General features: G+C 37.5%; 20 protein-coding genes. 9 read left to right on the forward strand and 11 right to left on the reverse strand.

Going from position 1 to position 23514, the window contains the following annotated elements:
- Positions 1-121 precede the first annotated feature (121 nt).
- The 4 genes from IEW45_RS08375 to IEW45_RS08390 all read left to right on the forward strand — a co-directional run bounded on the left by IEW45_RS08375 (position 122) and on the right by IEW45_RS08390 (position 5303).
- A complete protein-coding gene (locus IEW45_RS08375; protein ID WP_188620793.1) occupies positions 122-982 on the forward strand; it encodes an MBL fold metallo-hydrolase in 861 nt (286 codons plus the stop codon).
- A 79-nt stretch (positions 983-1061) separates the two neighbouring features.
- Positions 1062-2672 (forward strand): S8 family peptidase, encoded by a 1611-nt coding sequence (locus tag IEW45_RS08380; RefSeq protein WP_188620794.1) that lies wholly within the window; start codon positions 1062-1064, stop codon positions 2670-2672.
- 118 nt (positions 2673-2790) lie between these two features.
- Entirely contained in the window at positions 2791-4698 is a 1908-nt protein-coding gene (locus IEW45_RS08385; RefSeq protein WP_188620795.1) for a M1 family metallopeptidase, read from the forward strand.
- Between the two features lie 80 nt (positions 4699-4778).
- Positions 4779-5303: a hypothetical protein gene (locus IEW45_RS08390; RefSeq protein ID WP_188620796.1), complete on the forward strand. Its 525-nt coding sequence runs from the start codon at positions 4779-4781 to the stop codon at positions 5301-5303.
- Between the two features lie 282 nt (positions 5304-5585).
- Here IEW45_RS08390 and IEW45_RS08395 read toward each other — a convergent pair whose 3' ends face one another.
- Positions 5586-6281 carry a S24 family peptidase gene (locus IEW45_RS08395; RefSeq protein WP_188620797.1) on the reverse strand — a complete coding sequence of 232 codons (696 nt, stop codon included), beginning with the start codon at positions 6279-6281 and terminating at the stop codon, positions 5586-5588.
- 97 nt (positions 6282-6378) lie between these two features.
- Between IEW45_RS08395 and rnpA the strand changes: the two genes are divergently transcribed.
- From rnpA to IEW45_RS08415, 4 genes are all read left to right on the forward strand, one after another.
- Positions 6379-6762 carry a ribonuclease P protein component gene (gene rnpA / locus IEW45_RS08400; RefSeq protein ID WP_188620798.1) on the forward strand — a complete coding sequence of 128 codons (384 nt, stop codon included), beginning with the start codon at positions 6379-6381 and terminating at the stop codon, positions 6760-6762.
- A gap of 76 nt (positions 6763-6838) precedes the next feature.
- Positions 6839-7678, forward strand: a complete 840-nt coding sequence (locus IEW45_RS08405; protein ID WP_188620799.1) for a DUF4349 domain-containing protein — start codon at positions 6839-6841, stop codon at positions 7676-7678.
- A gap of 20 nt (positions 7679-7698) precedes the next feature.
- Positions 7699-9339 (forward strand): S41 family peptidase, encoded by a 1641-nt coding sequence (locus IEW45_RS08410; protein ID WP_188620800.1) that lies wholly within the window; start codon positions 7699-7701, stop codon positions 9337-9339.
- Positions 9340-9508: 169 nt separating this feature from the next.
- Positions 9509-10330 carry an OmpA family protein gene (locus IEW45_RS08415; RefSeq protein ID WP_188620801.1) on the forward strand — a complete coding sequence of 274 codons (822 nt, stop codon included), beginning with the start codon at positions 9509-9511 and terminating at the stop codon, positions 10328-10330.
- Between the two features lie 164 nt (positions 10331-10494).
- Here the strand turns inward: IEW45_RS08415 and IEW45_RS08420 are convergent, their stop codons facing one another.
- The 5 genes from IEW45_RS08420 to IEW45_RS08440 all read right to left on the reverse strand — a co-directional run bounded on the left by IEW45_RS08420 (position 10495) and on the right by IEW45_RS08440 (position 15571).
- Positions 10495-10794 (reverse strand): GIY-YIG nuclease family protein, encoded by a 300-nt coding sequence (locus IEW45_RS08420; protein ID WP_188620802.1) that lies wholly within the window; start codon positions 10792-10794, stop codon positions 10495-10497.
- Positions 10795-11093: 299 nt separating this feature from the next.
- On the reverse strand, positions 11094-11540 hold the full coding sequence (locus IEW45_RS08425) for a GNAT family N-acetyltransferase (RefSeq protein ID WP_188620803.1): 447 nt from the start codon (positions 11538-11540) through the stop codon (positions 11094-11096).
- Positions 11537-12523: a DUF4837 family protein gene (locus IEW45_RS08430; RefSeq protein WP_188620804.1), complete on the reverse strand. Its 987-nt coding sequence runs from the start codon at positions 12521-12523 to the stop codon at positions 11537-11539. The genes IEW45_RS08425 and IEW45_RS08430 overlap by 4 nt, the downstream gene beginning before the upstream one ends.
- Before the next feature lie 16 nt (positions 12524-12539).
- Positions 12540-14264 (reverse strand): lytic transglycosylase domain-containing protein, encoded by a 1725-nt coding sequence (locus IEW45_RS08435; protein ID WP_188620805.1) that lies wholly within the window; start codon positions 14262-14264, stop codon positions 12540-12542.
- A 119-nt stretch (positions 14265-14383) separates the two neighbouring features.
- Positions 14384-15571 carry a phosphoglycerate kinase gene (locus tag IEW45_RS08440; protein WP_188620806.1) on the reverse strand — a complete coding sequence of 396 codons (1188 nt, stop codon included), beginning with the start codon at positions 15569-15571 and terminating at the stop codon, positions 14384-14386.
- A 251-nt stretch (positions 15572-15822) separates the two neighbouring features.
- Between IEW45_RS08440 and IEW45_RS08445 the strand changes: the two genes are divergently transcribed.
- Positions 15823-16971, forward strand: a complete 1149-nt coding sequence (locus IEW45_RS08445) for a DNA polymerase III subunit (protein WP_188620807.1) — start codon at positions 15823-15825, stop codon at positions 16969-16971.
- 23 nt (positions 16972-16994) lie between these two features.
- Here IEW45_RS08445 and IEW45_RS08450 read toward each other — a convergent pair whose 3' ends face one another.
- The 5 genes from IEW45_RS08450 to mnmG form a co-directional block, all read right to left on the reverse strand.
- Positions 16995-19274 carry a helix-turn-helix domain-containing protein gene (locus IEW45_RS08450; RefSeq protein WP_188620808.1) on the reverse strand — a complete coding sequence of 760 codons (2280 nt, stop codon included), beginning with the start codon at positions 19272-19274 and terminating at the stop codon, positions 16995-16997.
- A gap of 111 nt (positions 19275-19385) precedes the next feature.
- On the reverse strand, positions 19386-19973 hold the full coding sequence (locus IEW45_RS08455; protein ID WP_188620809.1) for an OmpH/Skp family outer membrane protein: 588 nt from the start codon (positions 19971-19973) through the stop codon (positions 19386-19388).
- 239 nt (positions 19974-20212) lie between these two features.
- Complete coding sequence (locus IEW45_RS08460) at positions 20213-21073, reverse strand: class I SAM-dependent methyltransferase (RefSeq protein ID WP_188620810.1); 861 nt, start codon at positions 21071-21073, stop codon at positions 20213-20215.
- A 1-nt stretch (position 21074) separates the two neighbouring features.
- Positions 21075-21572 carry a hypothetical protein gene (locus tag IEW45_RS08465; protein WP_188620811.1) on the reverse strand — a complete coding sequence of 166 codons (498 nt, stop codon included), beginning with the start codon at positions 21570-21572 and terminating at the stop codon, positions 21075-21077.
- Between the two features lie 8 nt (positions 21573-21580).
- Positions 21581-23452 carry a tRNA uridine-5-carboxymethylaminomethyl(34) synthesis enzyme MnmG gene (gene mnmG / locus IEW45_RS08470; protein ID WP_188620812.1) on the reverse strand — a complete coding sequence of 624 codons (1872 nt, stop codon included), beginning with the start codon at positions 23450-23452 and terminating at the stop codon, positions 21581-21583.
- Positions 23453-23514: the final 62 nt, after the last annotated feature.

A 23514-nucleotide genomic window follows, 5' to 3' on the forward strand; every position in this document is an offset into this window, starting at 1 on the left:
TTATTCCTATAGGTATATAAACAATAGTTATACCAACCTCCTGCCCTATGCCATATATTCTCTTTTTTGTACCAAAATGTGTAACTTGCTGCCTTAAACTACACATAAACGAACAATATACATGAAATTATACCCTATAGAAAGCGGAAATTTTAAGCTGGATGGAGGTGCAATGTTTGGAGTAGTACCCAAAACCATTTGGAACCGCACCAACCCTGCCGATGAAAATAACCAGATAGATATGGCTGCACGCTGTATGCTTATTGAAGACGGTAAAAAACTGATACTTGTTGATACCGGAATGGGCGATAAGCAATCGGATAAGTTTTTTGGCTATTATTCATTGTGGGGCGATAACTCTATAGATAAATCACTAGAAAAATACGGTTTTCATCGTGACGATATTACCGATGTATTTTTAACGCACCTGCATTTTGATCACGTGGGCGGAGCCATTAAATGGAATAAAGATCGAACAGGCTATCAACCTGCTTTTAAAAACGCGCATTTCTGGACGAACGATAACCACTGGGAGTGGGCTACAAAACCCAATGCCCGCGAAAAAGCATCGTTTCTTACAGAAAACATAATGCCAATGCAGGAAAGCGGTCAGCTAAAATTTATAGAACGTCCTGAAGGTGATTTTAAAAAGAACAGCGAACTGGGATTTGATATTTTATTTGCTGATGGGCATACCGAAAAACAAATGCTTCCTACTATTCATATTGATGGAAAAACATTTGTTTTCATGGCAGATTTATTGCCTACAGCAGGACATATACCATTACCATACGTAATGGGTTACGATACCCGCCCGTTATTAACCTTAGACGAAAAATCGAAATTTTTAAATGAAGCGGCTGATAATGGTTACTACCTTATATTAGAGCACGATGCTCATAACGAAATAATTACCGTTCAGCATACCGAAAAAGGAGTTCGCCTGAAAGACACTTTTAAATGGCAGGATTTGCTAACATAATGTTAATTTCGTAAAACTTGTAACAAAAGCATAATATTTTAGACCAATTGTCAAAACAATGTATTAAACTAAATTAAATATGAAATTTAAATCAATTTACCTGTCAGCAGCACTAGCGTTATTTCTAGCGAGCTGTAGCAGTACTAAAAAAATTACAGCAGAGCCTATTAGCGTTACTAATATAACGCCTAAGCAAGCAGAGCTTACTGATAGAGAAGAGGAAAGATGGAGCCATCTTGATATTTTAATGGATACTATACCGGGTATGAGTGTAGATCGTGCTTACAAATTACTGGAAGGCAGAAAAGCTGAAAAAGTAATTGTTGGTGTAATAGACTCTGGTGTAGATATTGAGCATCCTGATTTACAAGGACAGATATGGACTAATGAAGATGAAGTAGCCGGAAATGGAAAAGATGATGACAATAACGGTTTTATAGATGACGTGCACGGATGGAACTTTTTAGGTGACATTAACCATGAAAACATGGAGTTTGTACGTATCCTTAAAAAAGGAGACGACGGTTCTGAATTATACAAAAAAGCAAAAGAAGAATATGATGCTGAGTATGGCGAGGCAATGTCCGGTAAACAAAGAATGGAATTCTTTTTAAAAGCAGACAAAGCAATACAAGATGCTCTTGGTAAAGAAGATTATACTGTTGAAGACTTAGAATCACTTGAAACTGAGGACGCAATGGTAAACTCTGTAAAAGATGTATTTAAAAGGATACTTAGCCAAGTAGAAAGAGATGAGTTTATTAGTCAGGTACAAAGCGGTGTTGATCATTTTAACAGCAAACTTAACTACCACTTAAACTTAAAATATAACCCACGTGCCGATATATTAGGTGATGATGAAGATGACTTTAATGCTCGTGGTTATGGTAATGGTAACGTTATTGGTCCAGATAAAGATGGCGCAAAACACGGTACACACGTAGCAGGTATCATTGCACAATTACGTGGTAATGGTATAGGTGGAGACGGTGTTGCCAGCGAAGTGGTAGAAATTATGCCTGTACGCGCCGTGCCGGATGGTGATGAGTATGATAAAGATGTAGCGCTTGCTATACGTTATGCTGTAGATAACGGTGCTAAAGTAATAAACGGTAGTTTTGGTAAATACTATGCTACACACAGCGACTGGGTGTACGATGCTATAAAATATGCTGCTGAAAAAGACGTTCTTATTGTGTGTGCGGCAGGTAACGAAGGTACAGACCTTAACCAGCCGGGTGGTGTAGAACGTTACCCTAACGATAACATGAACGGAGGTCCGGAAATTTCTAACAACTTCCTTTCAGTTGGTGCATTAGCTTATAATTTAGACGAAGGTCTAATTGCAAGCTTCTCTAACTATGGTAAAAAGGATGTAGATGTATTTAGCCCGGGGGTACGTATTTATGCTACAACTCCTGATAATAATTATGAATTCCTACAGGGAACTTCTATGGCATCGCCAAACGCAGCAGGTGTAGCAGCACTTATCCGTGCTTACTTCCCTAAATTATCAGCTGCCGAAGTGAAGCAGGTAATTATGCAGTCTGGTCTTTCTATTGATATGGAAGTAGCTGCAGGAGGAGATGCTAACGATATGAGAGCATTTAGCGATGTTTCTATAACAGGAAAAGTTGTAAATGCATACAACGCAATTATCCTTGCGGATAAAATGTCAAGAATGAAATAGTTAATTAGGTTTACTATATTTTGAAGAGAACCCCTACAAGCTTTTGTGGGGGTTCTTGTTTTTAAAAAACTATCAAGCCTAACTTCTCCACTTTAAAAACTTTATTTATTTTTAACGCATGAAGAAAATATTGTACATCGCCATACTATCGGCAACAGGCTTATTTGCACAAAATCAGCCCAATAACCCTAACCCGGGTTACTGGCAACAACATGTAAACTATAAAATGGAGGTTACTATGGATGTAGACTCCTACCAATATACTGGTACGCAGGAGTTGGTATATACCAACAACTCTGCCGATACACTAAAGAAGGTATATTACCATCTGTATTTTAACGCCTTTCAGCCGGGTAGTGAAATGGATGCTCGTTTACAATCTATTGCAGACCCTGACAGCCGTATGGTAAAAAGTTTTAAAAGAGGCGACCAAACTATTAAAGAGAGCCGTATTAAAACGTTGAAGCCTGACGAGATAGGATATTTAGAAATAGAAAACCTGAAACAAGACGGTGCAATGTTAAACAACACTGTTTCGGGTACTGTTATGGAGGTTGCCTTGGCAAAACCAATACTGCCGGGGGCTTCTACTACCTTCACGCTTGATTTTAAAGGGCAGGTTCCTTTAATGGTACGTCGCTCGGGCAGGAACAGTGCCGAAGGCGTAGCACTTTCTATGACACAATGGTATCCTAAATTAGCGGAATATGATTTTGAAGGCTGGCACGCGGACCCATATATAGGACGTGAGTTTCACGGTGTGTGGGGAGATTTTGATGTAAAAATTACCATTGATAAAGACTATACCATAGGCAGTACAGGCTACCTGCAAAACAAAAACGAAATTGGTAAAGGGTATGAAGATGAAGGTGTAAAAGTAAAATACCCACGCAAAACCAAAACGCTAACATGGCATTTTGTTGCACCAATGGTTCACGATTTTGCCTGGGGTGCCGATAAAGATTACATTCACGATAAAGTGATGGGTCCTAACGAAACGGAACTTCACTTCTTCTATAAAGACAATAAAGAGTATAACGAGAACTGGAAAAAATTTCAGCCTAAAGTAGTCCAGCTTTTAGAGTACTATAACATGCAAATAGGCCCTTACCCATACAAGCAATACTCTGTAATACAGGGTGGTGATGGCGGTATGGAGTATGCTATGTGTACCCTTATTACCGGTAACCGCAGTTATCCAAGCCTTGTGGGGGTTACAGCACATGAATTTGCACACTCCTGGTTCCAGCATATTTTAGCAAGTAACGAGTCGAAACACGAATGGATGGATGAAGGATTTACTTCGTATATCTCTGATTTAGCAATGAAGTTTATTATGCCCGAAACAGCAGAGGAAAATGCTAACCCTTTTTCAAGCGCATACGCTAACTACAATTATATGGTTAAATCGGGTAAAGAGCAACCACTTTCTACCCATGCCGACCGTTATGACCAAAATGTTTTATACGGCATTTCAGCATACAGTAAAGGGGAAATTTTCCTTGCACAGCTTAATTATTTAATCGGTCAGGAAAATGTATCCAAAACACTAAAAAGGTTTTACAGCGACTTTAAGTTTAGCCACCCTACACCAAATGACATTAAAAGAACAGCAGAACGTGTAAGCGGTGCGGAATTAGACTGGTATTTAACGGATTGGACGCAAACTACCAATACTATTGATTACGCCATTGCTGATGTAGCAAAAGTTGACGGTATTTCTACCAAAGTAACACTGGAGCGCAAAGGGTTAATGCCAATGCCGCTTGATATTGTAGTAATTTATAAAGATGGCAGACAGGAGAGTTTTTATGTACCGCTAAAAATGATGCGCTATACTAAAGATAACCCTTACCCGCAAATGGATCGTACTGTAGAGGAAGCATGGGGTTGGGCACACCAAACCTATGAGTTTACTATTAACAAGCCTAAAAGCGATATTAAAGCTATTGTTATAGACCCATCGGAACTAATGGCAGATGTAGACAGGGACAACAACTTTTATATTGATGAAACGGCTAAATAATTAAGGGCTATAAACTAGTTATATCTCAAAAAGGCTTTCATGTTTGAAAGCCTTTTTTATTTAAATTGCACTATAGGTTTATGAAAAGAAAATTCCGCAATATTATAGCAAGTATTACCACACTCGTATTGGTATACATTTTTTATACCGGTATAGTATCTTTATTAGCAGGCTTAGGCTATAGAGGAAAATATCAACCTGCCGGAGAAGCAAATATAATTGTAATAACTGCTGCACTTATAATTTTACTTCCTTTTGTTACCTACTATATAATTACAACCATAAAGTACAGAAGAAGAAAAGCCTTAGCAGATAAAAAAAGAATACTTACCAAAAAAACTGTAAACCCAAAAAGTATAAAGCTTATTAAATACAATGGCAAGGATATTAGCTACTATACTACCAAAGCCGGAAAACTTGAAAAAGAAGAAATTAATAGTGTTGTAATGGAAATACCTATAGACGGTATACTGAAGAAATATAGTTTTAATACCACCAAAAGTCTTGATGCCATACAAATAGCACTTTACCTGCAAAAAGAGGTTACCATTGTTTTAGATGAAAATGAATTTATAGTTTCAACTGACTTCAATTTTTTAAAATAAGCAGAGCTTACTACCCTGTAATTTTAAGTGTAAACATCAATATTTAGGTAAAATGTTAAGGGAAACCCCAATACTAACGGGGTTTAACAGAATTTTGTGTTGCCTTTAATATAATATTTTGGTTTTGCACGCTAGCTTTGTAGTATCAAAACACAGTAAGACACAAATAAGCATAACAATATATCGTAAATAGATAGACACGGTAGAATAGTAAATTAGTTGGATGTAGCTCACTTTGAGCAATAAAAAACGCTAAATGTAAAGTTTAGCGTTTTTTTATTTTTAGTGCATCGCATTAATACGAATACTGGCTTTAACCAGTGCCAGTGCTTTTACATGGTCTAACCGTATTTCCTTATCCTGATGATGCCTGTTTTCGCTTACCAGCCTTATATGGCCTTCCTCCTGCGCTTTTTGTATGTATTTTACAGTTATATACTCCTCCCCTGCCAAATCAATACTTAAAAGGTACATTTCACCCCAAAAAATGCCGTTGGCAATATCGTTTATCTCTTTATACATAACTATATCACCACTTTTTAATAGGGGATACATACTATCGCCTGTTACATAAACGGCACCATCACATTTTGGTAAGTGGGGTATCATTATATGGTCTACCGGTTGGAATGCTTTATTATCGCTAAATAATGGCACTAAACCCGCAACAGCTTCCAAATCATATAGCGGAATTTGCTGGCTTTCCACATTATTATCGGTTTTAAGCATATAGGCTTTAACATGACTCCCTTGCCATGCCTGGTCATCAATCAGCATATCACCCTCACCTGTTAACAACCATGTAGGGTTAAGGTCGGTATACTTAGCAAGAATTTTTTCCAACATATTAGAGCCTATACTCTTTCTGTCTTTCACTGCTTTTGATATACTCCCTCTACTCGCTTCCAAGCTGTTTTCAAAGGCATAAAAGCTTATTCCTTTCGCCTCTATATATTTTCCTACCCTTTCTGATACCATATTATTATCTGTTTTACAAAGCAATATTAAGAAAATAATCTGATATAGTAGTAATTTTATCACTATTGATTTTAAAATAGTGTAACTTTGCGCCCTGATGGAAAAAAAGCAATACAACTACCCAAAGCACGAAAAGCTGAAAAGCCGAACCACTATTACCCAAATGTTTAGTGAAGGTAAAACAGTGGCTAAATATCCGCTGCGACTGGTATATGTACCGCTGCCGGAAGGTGAAGAAGGGATTATAAAAATGGGGGTTTCGGTATCTAAAAGGAACTTTAAAAACGCTACCGACCGCAATTACTTTAAGCGTTTATTGCGGGAAACCTACAGGCTAAACAAACACCTGCTTACCGAAAAAATTACCCAGCCTACAGCATTTATGTTTTTTTACCAGACAAAAGACCGCCTTACCTTTGAAGAAATAAACACCAAAACAGTACAACTTTTTGAAAAATTCCTGAAACAGGAAGAACTATAATGTAACAGTTTGTTATTTACTGTACTAATTTTCAGGTTTTTTGCGTTTTAAAGTGATAATCCTAAAACACCACTTTATGAACAAAATAGTTATCCCTCTGTTTTTACTGCTGATTTGCATTGGGTGTAATAATCCGGCTCCTAAGCCTTCAGCAGATTATAATATGGAAGCTGTTGAAGAAGTAGCTTTGGAAGTTTCTGCGCCTGCCGGAGAGTATGATCGTTCACAAACCACGCTACAGGCTTTAAGTGATGCTGAAACCTACGAGCCAAAAATCATCAAAACTGCCAATTTACGTTTTGAAACAGATGACCTTAGCACAACAACCTCAACAATACAGCAAATTGTAAAAAAGCTAAACGGGCAAATACAAAACGATAACGAATATAAAACCAATTATGCTTTAAAGCATACTATGACGGTACGTGTACCTTCATCAAACTTTGATGCTTTTATTACCGAGATAAGCAAAGGGGTAAACTACTTTGACCAGAAAGAAATAAGTTCACAAGATGTAACCGAAGAGTATATAGATGTCGAGGCACGCATTAAAGCAAAACAGAAACTGGAAGAGCGTTATTTGGAGCTGCTTAAAAAAGCCAACCAAGTAAAGGAAATGCTGGAAATTGAGCGTGAACTCTCTAACATACGCGAAGAAATAGAGGTAAAACAAGGGCGTTTACGCTACCTGCAAAACAGGGTTAGTATGAGTACCATAAACCTTGAATATTATAAAACTATAGAAGCAAAACAAGGTGCAACAGTATCATACGGCTCAAAAATGTGGAATGCTGTAAAGTCAGGCTTTAACAGTATTTCAAGTTTCTTTATCCGTTTACTCCATCTTTGGCCTTTTATCCTTATTTTCGTAATTGTGTTCATCTTAATACGCAGAAGATTAAAGAGAAAAAAATAATATAAACCTTATACTACATTATGCTTACCAAACTAAAAAAGAAAAGATATGTTTTGACGATTGTTGCGGTTGTCTTTCTGTTTATTGGCTCAAGCTTTAAAAACGATTTCTTTGAAATTGCAAAACAAATAGAAATCTTTACCACGCTATATAAAACGGTTAATGTAAACTATGTAGACGAAACAAATCCGGGCGAACTTATGGATAAAGCCATAAAAAGCATGCTTGATGATTTAGACCCGTATACTGTTTACTTTAACGAAGCCGATGTAGCCAAGTTTAAAATAAACAACACAGGGCAGTACACCGGTATTGGTGCACTTATAACCCGTAAAGAGGGTAAACTTATAGTAAAAGAGGCCTACAAAGGCTATGCTGCCGACAAAGCAGGACTTAAAGCCGGTGATGAAATTATACAAATAGGCGATGTTAACCTTGCCGAATTTAAAGAAGATGCCCGCGAGCTTTTAAAAGGTACACGCAACACCAAGTTTACTATAAAATACAAACGCCAGGGAAAAGTGTTAACCACAGAGTTAGTTTTGGATGAGGTAGACCTTAGGGCGGTACCATACTATAGCATGGTAGGCAATGATACAGGTTACATTGTACTTTCTCAGTTTAATGCAAAAGCATCCAGCGAGACTAAAGAAGCTCTTAAAGAACTTAAAAGTAAAGGTGCTAAAAAAATAATATTAGACCTTAGAGATAACCCGGGCGGATTACTAAACGAGGCTGTAAACATTTGTAACCTCTTTGTACCACAGGGAGAGGTTATTGTAACTACAAAATCTAAAAACGAAAAGTATAACAATACTTACAGAACACAAAGAGCACCGGTTGATACTGAAATTCCGCTTGCTATTTTAGTAAATGGTAAAAGCGCCTCAGCATCTGAAATTGTATCAGGAGCGTTACAGGATTTAGACCGTGCTGTTATTATAGGGAGCCGTAGCTTTGGTAAAGGGTTGGTACAACGCCCGTTGGAGCTTACTTACGGCACTCAGGTGAAAGTAACTATTTCGCGCTACTACACGCCTTCCGGTCGTGGTATACAGGCACTGGATTATACCCATAAAGACGTAGACGGTAAAGCAATCCGTATAGATGAAAAAGACTATAATGCTTTTAAAACCCGCAAAGGGCGTACGGTGTATGATGGTGGCGGTATATTACCTGATTTAGTACTGGAAGAATCAAAACAAAGTACCATAGCTGATGCATTGGAGCGTAACGATGCTATTTTTAACTATGTAACAGAATATTACTATCAACACCCTAATTTGGGGAATACTATACCTAAGTTTACCGATAGTGATTTTGAGGACTTTAGAAAGTTCCTGAAAAAAGAAAAGTTTGACTTTGATACTGAAACTGAAAAAGCATTAAAAGAAGCCTACGAAGTAGCGGTAAAAGAAAAAGTAAACGAAACTATAGCCAAAGAATATAACAACCTTATGGCTGCACTGGCAGAAAGCGAAGAGAAAGAACTAACGCAGCATAAAGAAGAAATTAAGCAGCTTATTCTTGATGAAATTATTAAACGCTACCAGTATAAAGAGGGATTATATGAATACTACACTACCAGTAATCCCGAAATACTAAAAGCTAAAACACTACTTAATAATAGTGTCGAATACAACAAAATACTATTAAACTAATAGTTACTAAATCCCCGCTACTCAAAAAGCGGGGATTTTTATGCACTATAAACAGGAAATATGCGTTAAAATAATCAGTAAACAGTACTAAACACTACAGTTTTATGCATTATTACTTCTCCCCCAAAAAACGTCTAAAAGCAAAAAAATCATTAAATTAGCAATACGGATGAAGAAGGTTTTAAACATATTGCTAGTACTACTGATTACGCATATCGCTGTAGCTCAGGAAGAAACCGTTTTTTCCATTTATTTTGAGTTCGATAAATATGCGTTAGATGATAAGCAGGGTAAAAACGTTGTAGCCTTTATAAAAGCTATAGATACTACCCGAATTGAAAGTATACAAATATTCGGTTACTGTGATGACAGAGGTAAAGATGAGTACAACTATAAACTCTCTAACAATCGTGCTAACACCATAAAAGACAAACTGATAGAAAACGGGGTTAAAAACAAAATTATTGTTACTATAGAGGGTAAAGGGCGCATACTGCTTGAAGATGATATTAACGACGTATCGGAAGCGCGCTCTAAAAACCGCAGGGTAGATGTTATGGTTAACTTTAAACCGCTACCCCCACCCGAACTAAAAGAACCGGGCATGTACGACCATATAAAGAAAGATATGGTTGTGGGCGACCGTGTTTTCTTAAAAGATATTTTGTTTGAAAGAGGCAGCAGTCAGTTAACATACAGTTCCCGTAAAGAACTGGAAAAAATAGCCCGTTTGCTACACAAGTATAAAAACCTTGAATTTGAAATTCAGGGGCATGTATGCTGCACACCAACATACCAAAAAGAGGCTATAGATAAAGATACCCGTAAAAGGGAACTATCTGTAAACAGGGCTAAAAAGGTTTATAAGTTTTTAGTTTCCAAAAGAGTAAATGCTGATAGAATGACATATAAAGGGTATGGTAATACCCAACCTTTAGGAAAAGGCTCTGAATACGACCGCCGTGTGGAACTTGTTATTACTAAAATATAGCTTTCAGTGACAGTTTTCAGTCACAGCTAACAGTTCTCAAAACTTTTACTACTTTTTAAGTTTAAGATTGCTTCGTCATGCCTCCTCGCAATGACATAGCTCAAAACTACACGCAACTCGTCATTGCGAGCGGAATGATAATGGAGCGTGGCAATCTTAATTCATTACAAGTATTCCTCAATTTCAAAATATAAATCTTTCCAATTCGGGTTTATACTTTCAATTAGTTTAACTTTCTTACTTCTCGAACCTGCTTTTATCTGTTTTTCTCTTGCAATAGCATCTTCAATCATTAAAAACCCTTCTATATAAACAAGTTTATATAGATTATATCTTGATGAGAATGAAGCTGAATAACGCTTGTTTCTATGTTCTTTAATACATTGGTATAAATCGGAAGTAACCCCTGTATAAAGTGTAGTATTAGTGTGATTAGTAATTATATATACATAACCTGTTTTCACGGAAAAATTGTAATTAGTTGGGTTAGCAATATAATAATTACTTTACAAAAAGATTGCTTCGTCGTGCCTCCTCACAATGACATGACCTAAAAAGCCACACACAGCCCGTCATTGCGAGCGAAGTGATAACGGAGCGCGGCAATCTATAATAATTTTTCAATCAATAAATGTATGTTTTTAGATTGCTTCGTCGTGCCTCCTCGCAATGACATAACGCAAAACTACACACAACTCGTCATTGCGAGCGGAGTGATAACGGAGCGTGGCAATCTTTTTAATAGCTAACAGTTCTCAAAGCTTTACTGTTTTTTCATTTGTATATGTGGTATGCCGTCTTCTAAATACCCATCTCCTACTTGCTGAAAGCCATGTGTTTCGTAAAACTTTTTCAGGTATAACTGTGCTGATATTGTAATAACTCCTGTATTGTGGTGTTCCTTAATCGCATCAATTGATGCCTGAATAAGGCTATGCCCCCACTTTCTTTCTCGGTATTTTTCACTGATCACTACCCTGCCTATTGAGGCGTCATCAAAGTAATCTCCGGGCGAAAATAGTCGAGCATAGGCTACAACCTCATCATTATAAATACCAAGAACGTGTAATGCTTTTTCATCCTTACCATCTATATCCTGATATACGCAGTTTTGTTCTACTACAAACACTTCGCTGCGTAATTGTAAGGTGTAATATAGCTCGTGTAATGAAAGCTCGTTAAATCGCTTTATTTTGAATTGTAAGTTCATTCTTCAAATTGAAGGGATTTAATAATAGACTCCAGTTCTATAATTAAATCGCGTTTAGGTGATGAAGGGCTGTAAATAAAACCTTCAACAACAGTATAACATTTATACGCATCATTACGTATGGCATAGTTAAGGAAAGGTCCCATCATGTAATCGTTTTCCATTTCCCAGTTTCCACGGGTTTCAAAAGCACGCTTGTCTTTAAAACTAGTCATAAATAAATAGGGAGCATAGGCTTCTTCGGTTTTCATATACGTGCCGGGGTCTTGCCCGTGTATGTACATAGACCCAATAGAATCGCGCATGCTTATAATATTCATTAATATGGTTTTATCGTGCTCTATAGTGCAGTAAGGCACTTTATACAGCAATATGTTGGTATTACCGCTTGGAATGTCTTTTTTAAGCCATATAAAACTATCGCGCTCTACAGCATAATTGTACGTTTCGGGAATCATGATAGATACCCCGAACTGTTCTTTAAATCGGCTGTCATCAAGCAAGCCTGCTTCTATATTACGCTCTTGGTGTTCTGTTATTTCGGTTTGCTTAATTTTACGTATAATCTCATCCGAATGCATATCAATAAGTTCAAGCAAATCGTCTATAGTTTGTCCTGATATGCTAAATACATTTTGCGGAGAACAATAACTGTTTTTCTTGCTGGTAAAATTCCTTTCTTCTCCCTTATTAATTATAATGATGTTTCTCCCTTTTTTAAGGGCTTCATCAAAAGTATCTTCATGATATTGGTTAAGGGTAAAAAGCGGTTCTTCCTGAGTAAGCCCTTCTACAGGAGCAGCAAACTTTCGGCGCACACTGTCCCCTACATCCCCACTCCATAGCCCATCGTTTATAACTATAGAAATTTCATTAATATTCCCTATAGATTCTGCATGCTCATCATCATGCTTGGTGTTACAGGCTAAAACAGTAAGGGAAAGAACAAAAGCAAAAAATAGTATTTGTTTTATTCTTTTCATATCAGGTTAAGTGTTTTTAGTTCGTTTCTTCACCCACTTTTAGTTTCATTCCGGGCTTAATAACGTTTTTATTTAATTTATTCCAGCGTTTCAGGTGGTCTACAGTTACACCGGGTAATTTTTTTGCTATGCTAAACAACGAATCACCTTTTTGTACTATATACAAGTGTTCCTGCTCATAGTTTATAGCACTGCTATTATCTTTCTTATAAGCAGCAACCAGGTCTTCTTCACTTTCAGCATCTTCCTTCTTACTATCCAATACCATACCATTAACAGCAATACTTTGCACTTCAGGTTCAACAGTAACAGGAATTACATCCGCCTCTTTTATTTTTACAGGTGCTACAGGCTCAGGTTTTTCAACAACCAGTTCTTCTTCAGGAATATCAACAATAGTTTTTACTTTTATATGTAATTGTTGTCCTGCTCTAATCATATTACTTCTTAAACCGTTCCAGTTTTTAATATCTCTAACCGAAACCCCGTACTTATTGGCAATAGCACCTAGGTTATCACCTTTTTTAATGCGGTAAGACTGAGTAGTAATAATAACTTTTTTACCATCCATTTGTTCCGAAAGGGCAAGGGCTTCCTGCTGCTCTCTGATGAAATGTGGCTTTTCACGCTTTTCAAACTCATGGTCTATATAGGCATAGATAGCATTTTCGTTTGAGGTAAATAAACCTACTTTACTTTTAGGCAGCCTTATATAGTGCGCTTTCTCTTTAGTATAAGGAACTACATCGCGTTTATATATAGGATTTAAAAATTGTAATTGCTGCACAGGAACATCCAGTAAACTTGAAATTTGCGCGAACGACATTTCTCTTTTTACCATTACCGTATCGGTTTCAAAATAGGTAGTAGTTGGCTGCTTTGCTATTATACCATGCTCTTTAGCATACTCATACACATACATAGTTGCCATAAAAGCAGGTACATAACCTCTTGTTTCTTTTGGTAATTTATGCCTTATGTTCCAGTAGTTTTTATAATCGCCTGAACGGCGTATTGCTTTGGTAACATTACCAGGTCCTGCATTGTACGATGCCAGTACCAAATCCCAGTCGCCAAAAACTTTATACATAGCCGAAAGGTATTGGCAAGCTGCTTCGGTGGCTTTTAAAGGGTCTTGTCTTTCATCAACATACGAGTTTACCTCCAGGTTATATTGCTTACCGGTACGGTACATAAATTGCCATAGTCCTGTTGCTCCTACTCTTGATCGTGCTCTTGGGTTAAGTGCCGATTCTACTACTGCAAGGTATTTTATTTCTATAGGTAAGTCATACTTATCCAGATACTCTTCAAACATCGGGAAGTAGTATTGTGATATTGCCATAAGCCTTTCAAAGGACTTAGACCTGCGTTTTAAGTAGGACTTGATTACATTTTCAAGTGCGGGGTTGTATTCTATATGGAACGGTGAAGTGGCATCGAGCTTGGCAAGCCTTTCTTTTAAAACATCCGTTGATAGGTTAAAATCTACACTCTCATCAGGATTTACATTTTCTATATCCTCCTGCATAGCATCAAAAAGCTCGGTATTAGCAAGCTCTTTCATCCACATGCTGTCTATGTCGGATAGTACTTCATGTCGTATAAACGTATTCTTAACTGAATCTAAGTATGAAAGTTTAACTTTCGGTGCTTCAATTTCGTTTTCTGCTATCTCCTGCGCAGTTGCCACAAAAGAACATACTGCAAAAATCAATGACAATGCCCCTTTTCTATTCATATAAAAGTGTTATGAATTAATACTATATACTACCAACTGTGTTATGTAACACAGTTGGTAGTTTTTTTCTTCTCCTGTATAGTTTACCTATACAGTATAAATTTATGTTTCTTTATTTCCTATTCCTGTATGGCTGCTATACCCGGTAAGGTTTTCCCTTCCAGCATTTCCAGCATAGCACCACCACCTGTAGAAACGTAGCTCATTTTAGGCTCTAACCCAAACTGTTTTACTGCCGCAACAGAGTCGCCACCCCCTACAAGCGAGAAAGCTCCTTTTTCGGTAGCCTCCCCTATATATTCGCCAAGTGCAATTGTACCTTTGGCAAACGATTCCATTTCAAAAACGCCTAACGGTCCATTCCAAAGAATAGTTCTAGAAGCTAAAATTACTTCTTTAAAGTTCTCTAGCGATTTTGGTCCTGCATCAAGCCCCTGCCATCCATCAGGAATTGCATCAACAGGTGTTACCTGAGTGTTAGCATCATTTTTAAAACCATCAGCTGCAATAACATCTACAGGCAAGTGTATTTGTACGTTTTTAGCTTTTGCTTTCTCCAGTATTTCAAGAGCCAGCTCCTGCTTATCATCTTCACAAATAGAATCGCCTATTTTACCGCCCTGTGCTTTAATAAAGGTAAATGTCATACCTCCGCCAATAATCAGGTGGTCTACTTTATCCAGTATGTTTTCTATAACCGTAATTTTAGATGATACTTTACTACCACCCAAAACAGCCGTTACAGGTTTCTCGCTATCTTTAAGAACTTTGTTTAAGCTTTCAATCTCCTTAGCAAGAAGTGCGCCAAAAACTTTGTTTTGAGGGAAAAACTTCGCAATTATTGTTGTTGATGCATGCGCACGGTGTGCCGTACCAAAAGCATCGTTTACGTAAACATCGCCAAGGCTTGCCAATTTCTTAGCAAAGTCCTCATCTCCTGCTGTTTCCTCATCGTAAAAACGTAAGTTTTCCAGTAATAGTATTTCGCCCGGTTTTAAGTCGGCAGCAGCTTTTTCTACAGCCTCACCAATGCAATCGTCAACAAATTTTACTTCTTTGCCTAAAATTTCACTTGTTTTAGCTACAATATGCTTTAACGAGTATTTTTCTTCTTTTCCTTTTGGTCGCCCTAAGTGGCTCATAAGGATTACGCTTCCGCCATCATTTAGTATTTTATCGATAGTTGGTTTTGCAGCCTCAATACGAGTAGTATCGGTTACATTAAAATTATCATCAAGCGGTACATTAAAGTCTACCCTTATTACAGCCTTCTTATCTTTAAAATCAATAGTTGATAGCGTTTTCATAATATGTGTTATTTTGGTTTAATATGAAGAAAAGCAAATATAGTTTTTTCTCATAATAAACTGTTAACTAGATATTGAAAAATGAGTGGATAAATCAATCAATCGATGTAGGTAAAAAAGATTGCTTCGTTCCTCGCAATGACTACCTTGAAGAAAGAAGTATTCTGAAATTACAATGACAATCACATAACGCAAAATCCGAAACTGAAAACTGCTACTGTTAACTGGATAGATTCCCCTATATTTGCCCTATGCTTTTCTCAGATATTTTAGGGCAGGAACACATTAAAAGCCACTTAACGCAAAGTACTAACAGCGGGCGTATACCGCATGCTCAGCTTTTTGTAGGAGCTGAAGGCAGCGGAACACTCCCTATGGCTATTGCTTATGCGCAATATATTTTGTGCAGTAATACCAATGGCGAAAACAACACCGGTAACGAAGCCTGTAACCTGAAATTCAAAAACTTTTCGCACCCTGATTTGCATTTTGTTTTTCCGGTTGCGCCTAACAAAGAGGTAAAAAGTAAACCTGTAAGTGCTAATTTTTTAAAGCAGTGGCGCGAGTTTATTACCGAGAACCCCTACGGCAGCCTTTTTGACTGGTATAAGAAAATAGATATTGCTAACAAGCAAGGGCAAATTGGTGTTGATGAGGCAGAGGAAACTGTAAAAGCACTATCGTTAAAAGCATACGAAGGCGGTTATAAAGTAATGATTATCTGGATGGCAGATAAAATGAACATTGCTACAGCCAACAAGCTACTGAAACTACTGGAAGAACCACCTCAAAAAACGGTTTTTATACTTATAACCGAAGATGAGGATGATATACTGCAAACCATACACTCCCGTTGCCAGGTATTACATTTTGGCGGACTTAGCGAACAGGCTATAGCCGACGCACTTGTTTCACGTGAAAATGCCGATGCTGCCGCAGCACTAAAAATAGCACATCAAGCGCAGGGTAACTATAATAAAGCCTTGCATTTACTGTATAAAAAAGAGAACGATTATCCGTTTGAAGAGTGGTTTGTACAATGGGTGCGTGCTGCTTTCAGGGCGAAAGGGAACGCTGCTGCTATTTTAGACCTTATTAGTTGGAGTGAACAAATAGCGGGTATAGGTCGCGAAGCGCAAAAGCAGTTTTTAGATTTTTGTATTAATATGTTCCGACAAGCATTATTGCTTAACTACCAAGCTAAAGAGCTGGTGTACATGGAACCCACGGTAGATAAATTTAAACTGGAAAACTTTGCCCCGTTTGTAAACGGTAATAATATCAACGATATTTTTAAAGAATTAGCCGATGCCAGTTACCATATAGAGCGTAACGGTAACGCCAAAATTATTCTAACCGATTTATCTATAAAACTTACGCGTTTAATACATAAAAAGTAACTACGTTAGTTTCGCCTTTCTACTTATTCATCTGTTAAACTCGCTCTATAGAGCCTTAATTCGCCCCAAGAAAATTGGTCACCGCTTTTTTGTTTTATTTCGGTTAACGATTGCCCATCAAAATCAGTAAATGCAACTTTAAGGGCATCTATTTTATCTTGCGGTAACACATCGGTTACCTTTACTTTTCCTTTTTGTATGAGTCCTGCAAAATGGCTTTGTATGGTGGTTTCGGTTAGCTTACGTTTGGCTGCAATTTCAGCAATCGACATTTTTTGCTCCCATAACTCAAAGGTTTCTTCAAGGGTTGATTTTTTAGGCGTTTTGCTCTTTTTCTTTTTGGGAGCATACCGCTCTGAATAATCTTCTTCGTAGTCATCCAAGATGGTTGGTGCAGCAGGCATTTTCTTGCGAATAGCAGTAAGTTTGTCTTTTTTATACGACCGTATTTCGGGCGAGGTTAAATTTTCTCTGTTTATCTCTACTCCTGCTACTACGGCTTGCATTAGCAGTTTTGCTTTCATCAGTTGCAGTACGGCATTGGTTTGCAGCTCCTCCAGTTCGGCAAGTTCCTCATAAAAACCTTTGGCTTTGCGCAGGCGTTTTATTTCTTCCATTTTTGCCAATATCTCGCCTGTTAACCCATCCATTACCGAGAAAAAGTAATTATATGCCGCCACTACCCTTTCTTTTACAAAAGTCATGTCGGTATCGGGCTTATAGAACAAACTATTAAGCTGATTGATAAATTTACCCGCAGGGTCAAGCAGTTTGTGTATTTTGTCTTCCTGCTGTTGTGCCCATTGCCTGTACTTGCCTTTTAATGCTCTGTCACTTTCCTGCAAATAGCTCATTTTGTGCTTTTGCCATTGGGTAGCCAAGTCTTTCCAGTCGAAACTGTTTATCAGGAAGTTGCCTATAAACACTTTGGTTTCCTGTTGTAATGAGGCTTCGAGGTCATCGGCTTTGGCTTTTTCCGAAGCATACTGCATTACATCGGCATCATTAAGAATACCGTTCATTTGCATCGGAGAAAGCAAAACAAGCCCCTCCAGCGAACGTAAACGCGACAAAGCAACGTATGCCTGTCCCGGCATGAAAACGCGCGATACATCGAGCACAGCTTTGTCAAAAGTCAATCCTTGACTTTTATGCACCGTTATTGCCCAAGCCAACTTTAACGGATACTGCACAAATGTGCCCAGTATTTCTTCTTTTATCTCTTTGGTTTGCTCATCTACATAGTAGCGAATGTTTTGCCATTCGTATTTTTCGGCTTCAATGGTAAGGTCTTCTTCGGGGAAGTGTACCATTATTTCACCCTCTGATAAGGATTCGATTACCCCTATTTTTCCGTTAAAGTAATTCTTCTCCGGCGAGGGGTCGTTTTTAATAAACATTACTTGTGCCCCTACTTTTAGCTTTAGCTCCTCCTCTACCGGATATATTTTTTCGGGAAAATCATCTACAATTTCAGGCAGGTAGGTGTGCGCTTTGCCTTTAAGGTCTTTAAGCGCATTGGCATTCATGGTATCTGCCTTAGCATTATGCGTGGTTAAAGTAATATAACCTGGGTTGTTTTTAATATCAAAATCAGGTTTTACAAACTGATTTAATACCTGCAAATCATTTTTAGTTATAATATTGTTTCTCAGGTTGTTGAGTACACCTATAAACTGCTCATCCGTTTGGCGGTATATTTTATCCAACTCAATATACAAGGGCGGGTTTTGCTGTACCACATGCGAATGGAAGAAAAACTTACCTGCGTAAAACTGTCGCAGTACCTCCCACTCTTCATTACGTATTACGGGTGGTAATTGTAAAAGGTCGCCTATGTATAATACTTGTACGCCACCAAAAGGCATATCTTTTTTACGTACACTCCTCAGCATGAAGTCTATAGCGTCTAATAAATCCGCGCGAAGCATACTAACTTCATCTATAACAAGCAGTTGCAGGTTTTGTAACACAGTTTGCTTATCGGCTCGCATCCTGAAATGCCTGCGCAGTGTGTCTTTGGTTTCAAACTTTACCCTTTCCGAAAATTGTGGCGGATGGTTAAATTCCGGTATAAAACCCGCAAATGGCAGTTGAAACATGGAGTGTATGGTAACTCCGCCTGCGTTTAGTGCTGCAATACCTGTTGGTGCTACTACTACCACATTTTTATGCGTGGTCTTGATAATTTCCTTTAACAATGTGGTTTTCCCTGTACCTGCCTTACCCGTAAGGAATATGGATTTGTTTGTTTGATTAATAAAACGAAGGGCATATTGGGCTGTGGTAGAAAGGGATTGCATAGGCATATAATAAAGCCGAAAAATAAGAATTTTTTAGGCTACAGGTAATTAAGATTGTAAAAAAAATGCTCCCGTTTTTGGGAGCATTTTATATATTTTTTTCAGGATTGTTTATTTCGTTGCAACTGAATCTTCTTCCTTAGCTTCGGGAGTTTCTGTTGTTTCAGTATCTTCTCCTTTGTACTTTTTGTTAAGTGATTTTAGCACTTCTTCAGTAATATCATACTGCTCTTTAGCATACAGTACGCTGGCAGCATCTCCTGTACCGTATATGTAGTCGTAGCCTTCTTTCTTTCCGTAATCTTTAATGTAACGCTTCATTTGTGCTACAATGGTATCTCTTTTTACTCCAAATTCTTCCTGAAGTTGGCGCATCATTGTTTCCTGCTCAATATTAAGATCTCTTTCTCTTTTTTGAAGTTCCTGATATTTAAGCTCTGCCCACTGTCTTCCTTTAGATTTCATTTCATTTTGAAAACTTGCAAAATCAAGTTCAAGGTCTTTAGCTTTTTCCTGAAGCTCTCTTCCCATTTCTTCAGATTTCACTTTACCTTTAGATTCAAGGTCTTTTAACTCTTCATATTCCTCAACCAATTTGGCAGTATCAATATAAGCAGTTTTAAAATCTGACGACGATTGTTGTTTGTTGCATGATAATACTGTTACAGCAAGACCTAGTATTAAAAGTGATTTTTTCATTTTAGAAATAGTTATTTTAAAATTTCCGACAAAAGTACTAATTACTGATTAATGTGCAACAATAACCGCTTTTAAGGAATTTTTATTGTAAATTAATTATTATAAATATTATTTATAGTTATTGTTTTATATATAACTCATACCGATTAAAACAGGCTTTATTACATTTTAAATAAGCGCATTTCTTTTTAAAGTAAAGGAAATAGATATTTAAGCCCTTAAAACGCGCTAAAATCGCTTTATTTTAAGTTTTCGTCGTTTTTTATCACATAAATGTGCGATGAGTACTCCAAAGTACTGCTCGCCTTGGCATTTGACTTTAATCCTATCCAAAAACCTTTTATAAAATTCATTTTACCGGTTTTGTATTTTTCAGAGAGTAAACTCACATAAAAACTATCAAAAAGCATGGGTAAGATTTTTATTACTTCCATTGCTTCGGCATTAAATAACTTTTTTATGGCTGTTTTGCTAAAATGCCATAAATGTCTCGGCACATCATACGCTGCCCAATAGCTTCCGTAATATTGTGCATCGTACGACCTGTAATTGGGCACGGCAACAATTAAAACCCCATCAGGTTTTAAAATACGCTTTAATTCTGTAATTTGTTTCTCCACATCAGGAACATGCTCCAGTACATGCCACATGGTAATAGCATCATACGTATGGTCTGCAACAGAGCTTAAATTTTCTGCAAAGTCCACTCCTTTTTCAGCAGCTATAGTTTTTGCTTTTTCGTTAGGTTCTATACCTTCGGTTTGCCAGCCTGCTCTTTTTGCAGCAACTAAAAAATCGCCAGTACCGGCACCAATATCTAAAAGTTTACCTTTTGCAGGTTGAAATCGGGATAATAGTTTTACTTTATTTTTTAAAGCCCTTTCCTTAACTGCATGATACATTTTTTCGAAAAGAGAACGTTTACCATCGGTATGCGAAATATAGTCTTCGCTTTCGTAATAACGCCCTAAATTTTCAGGACTGGGTTGCGGCTCTGTTTTTAAAAGGTGCAGTTCCTGGTCTAAAACTAACTCAAAAACCTCTCCTGATACAGAATGGTCTTTTACTTTTAAATAGGCTTTGGTTGCGGTAGGCTCCATTTTAACTTCTCAGGTATTCGTCTTTTAGTTGTTGTAAATAGGTAATGGCAATATTATAGTACAGCGAATTTTGGCGTAAACAATCTTCATTTGCACTACTTACCATAGAAAGTGCTAAAAATTTAGTTGTAGAACCTACTATATTGGCTTCGGTTTCTACATTGGTTACCATAAACTCCGAAGTATCAAAATACTTTTCAATATCCGAAGGAGCATATACAAAAACCTTAAATCGATGTCCGTCTACAGTAACCCAATAGCTCACATCAACATAATTGCCAATATTGTATTTATCACCTACAAATTGCTGAAACGGAATTTTGGTAGGGTCGTTCTCAAACATAAAAGCGGTTAAGCCTTGCTCCTTCCCTAAAATTTCCATTCCGTTAGGCAATAAAATATAGTCGTTAATTTCTACTGTGTGGCGTGGTGTAATACACGAAACAGCACCAAACAGCAGAAAAACAACTGTAAAAAATATATTTTTTATACGTTCCACGTGAAACATTATCTACCCATGTGTATTAAAAGTACCGAAACATCGCTTGGAGAAACCCCACTTATACGTGAAGCCTGCGATATAGTAACCGGCTTAATTTTCTTTAATTTTTGACGTGCTTCTATAGAAATAGACTTGATTTTATCGAAATCAAAGTTCTCAGGAATTTTTACATCCTCAAGCCTGTTTAGCTTATCGGCATTATTTTTTTCCTTTTCTATATAACCGGAATACTTAACCTGAATTTCAGCTTGCTCTATAACTTCTCTGTCTAAGTTATGTTCCGCAATATATTCTTTTACTTTTTCAAACTTTAAAATATCATCCAATTCCAATTGCGGACGTGAGAATACTTTAAACATTTTATCGGGCTGCGATATTAGTGAAGAGTTTTTCTCTTCCAATATCGGGTTTGTTTCCGCTACCGTAACACTGGTTTCTTTAAAGAAGTTTACAAAAGCATCGCTTTCCGTCTTTTTCTTCTCCATTTTACGCATACGGTCTTCTTTTGCCAATCCTATCTCATATGATAAAGGCGTTAACCTGAAATCTGCATTATCCTGTCTTAACAACGTTCTGTACTCTGCACGCGATGTAAACATCCTGTATGGCTCTTCTGTGCCTTTTGTAATTAAATCGTCTATTAAAACGCCTATATAGGCTTCATTTCGTTTTAATATTAGCGGATCGTTACCATTTATCTTTAAATGGGCATTAATACCCGCCATTAAGCCTTGAGAGGCTGCTTCTTCATAACCTGTAGTACCATTTATTTGCCCGGCAAAGTATAAACCTTCCACTAATTTAGTTTCAAGCGTATGTTTTAACTGTGTAGGCGGGAAATAATCATACTCTATTGCATAACCCGGACGGAAGAATTTTACATTCTCAAAACCTACTACCGAGCGTAATGCTTTAAACTGAATATCCTCCGGCAAGGAAGTAGAGAAACCATTTACATACACCTCAACGGTATTCCACCCTTCAGGTTCTATAAAAAGCTGATGCCTGTCTTTATCTGCAAAACGATTTATTTTATCTTCAATAGAAGGGCAATATCGCGGTCCAAGACTTTTTATCCTGCCATTAAACATTGGCGAACGGTCAAAACCTTCACGAAGTTGATCGTGTACCAAATTAGAAGTATACGTCATGTGGCACGAACGCTGTTCGGCTAATGGTTTTGTTATATCTAAATACGAGAATTTTTCGGGGTTTTCATCTCCCGGCTGTTCAATCATTTTAGAATAATCTAACGAACGACCATCAACACGCGGAGGTGTTCCGGTTTTCATTCTTCCGGCTTCAAAACCTACCTTAACCAAATCTTCAGTAATACCAAAAGAAGCACCTTCGCCTGCTCTACCACCACCAAATTGTTTTTCGCCAATATGGATTAATCCGTTAAGGAAAGTACCGTTTGTTAGTACTACCGATTTGGCTTTAATTTCTAAACCAAGCGAAGTCCTAACTCCTTTTACTTTTCCGTTTTCTATTATAAGACCGGAAACCATTTCCTGATAGAAATCAAGATTTAGTGTTTGCTCCAACATCAATCGCCACTCTTCTGCAAAACGCATACGGTCACTTTGCACACGTGGACTCCACATGGCAGGACCTTTAGACTTGTTAAGCATTTTAAACTGTATAGCAGTCCTGTCGGACACTATACCGGAATACCCGCCTAACGCATCTATCTCGCGCACAATTTGCCCTTTTGCAATACCGCCCATAGCAGGATTACAAGACATTTGTGCAATGTTTTGCAAGCTCATTGTAACCAACAAAGTTTTAGAACCCATGTTGGCAGCAGCAGCGGCAGCTTCCGAACCGGCGTGCCCGCCCCCTACTACTATTACATCATACACATCCTGAAACATTATATATTCTCCTTATTTATAGTTACTGTTCCACGTGGAACAGATACAATCAATTTATAAAA

It is taken from the genome of Flavobacterium suaedae (assembly GCF_014642915.1).
GTDB classification, from domain to species: domain Bacteria; phylum Bacteroidota; class Bacteroidia; order Flavobacteriales; family Flavobacteriaceae; genus Flavobacterium; species Flavobacterium suaedae.

What these genes read in the sequence shown, in the direction of transcription:
- IEW45_RS08375 (WP_188620793.1), top strand. Translation starts at nt 122, where the DNA reads ATGAAATTATACCCTATAGAAAGCGGAAATTTTAAGCTGGATGGAGGT.
- IEW45_RS08380 (WP_188620794.1), top strand. Translation starts at nt 1,062, where the DNA reads ATGAAATTTAAATCAATTTACCTGTCAGCAGCACTAGCGTTATTTCTA.
- IEW45_RS08385 (WP_188620795.1), top strand. Translation starts at nt 2,791, where the DNA reads ATGAAGAAAATATTGTACATCGCCATACTATCGGCAACAGGCTTATTT.
- IEW45_RS08390 (WP_188620796.1), top strand. Translation starts at nt 4,779, where the DNA reads ATGAAAAGAAAATTCCGCAATATTATAGCAAGTATTACCACACTCGTA.
- IEW45_RS08395 (WP_188620797.1), bottom strand. Translation starts at nt 6,281, where the DNA reads ATGGTATCAGAAAGGGTAGGAAAATATATAGAGGCGAAAGGAATAAGC.
- rnpA (WP_188620798.1), top strand. Translation starts at nt 6,379, where the DNA reads ATGGAAAAAAAGCAATACAACTACCCAAAGCACGAAAAGCTGAAAAGC.
- IEW45_RS08405 (WP_188620799.1), top strand. Translation starts at nt 6,839, where the DNA reads ATGAACAAAATAGTTATCCCTCTGTTTTTACTGCTGATTTGCATTGGG.
- IEW45_RS08410 (WP_188620800.1), top strand. Translation starts at nt 7,699, where the DNA reads ATGCTTACCAAACTAAAAAAGAAAAGATATGTTTTGACGATTGTTGCG.
- IEW45_RS08415 (WP_188620801.1), top strand. Translation starts at nt 9,509, where the DNA reads ATGAAGAAGGTTTTAAACATATTGCTAGTACTACTGATTACGCATATC.
- IEW45_RS08425 (WP_188620803.1), bottom strand. Translation starts at nt 11,540, where the DNA reads ATGAACTTACAATTCAAAATAAAGCGATTTAACGAGCTTTCATTACAC.
- IEW45_RS08430 (WP_188620804.1), bottom strand. Translation starts at nt 12,523, where the DNA reads ATGAAAAGAATAAAACAAATACTATTTTTTGCTTTTGTTCTTTCCCTT.
- IEW45_RS08435 (WP_188620805.1), bottom strand. Translation starts at nt 14,264, where the DNA reads ATGAATAGAAAAGGGGCATTGTCATTGATTTTTGCAGTATGTTCTTTT.
- IEW45_RS08440 (WP_188620806.1), bottom strand. Translation starts at nt 15,571, where the DNA reads ATGAAAACGCTATCAACTATTGATTTTAAAGATAAGAAGGCTGTAATA.
- IEW45_RS08445 (WP_188620807.1), top strand. Translation starts at nt 15,823, where the DNA reads ATGCTTTTCTCAGATATTTTAGGGCAGGAACACATTAAAAGCCACTTA.
- IEW45_RS08450 (WP_188620808.1), bottom strand. Translation starts at nt 19,274, where the DNA reads ATGCAATCCCTTTCTACCACAGCCCAATATGCCCTTCGTTTTATTAAT.
- IEW45_RS08455 (WP_188620809.1), bottom strand. Translation starts at nt 19,973, where the DNA reads ATGAAAAAATCACTTTTAATACTAGGTCTTGCTGTAACAGTATTATCA.
- IEW45_RS08460 (WP_188620810.1), bottom strand. Translation starts at nt 21,073, where the DNA reads ATGGAGCCTACCGCAACCAAAGCCTATTTAAAAGTAAAAGACCATTCT.
- mnmG (WP_188620812.1), bottom strand. Translation starts at nt 23,452, where the DNA reads ATGTTTCAGGATGTGTATGATGTAATAGTAGTAGGGGGCGGGCACGCC.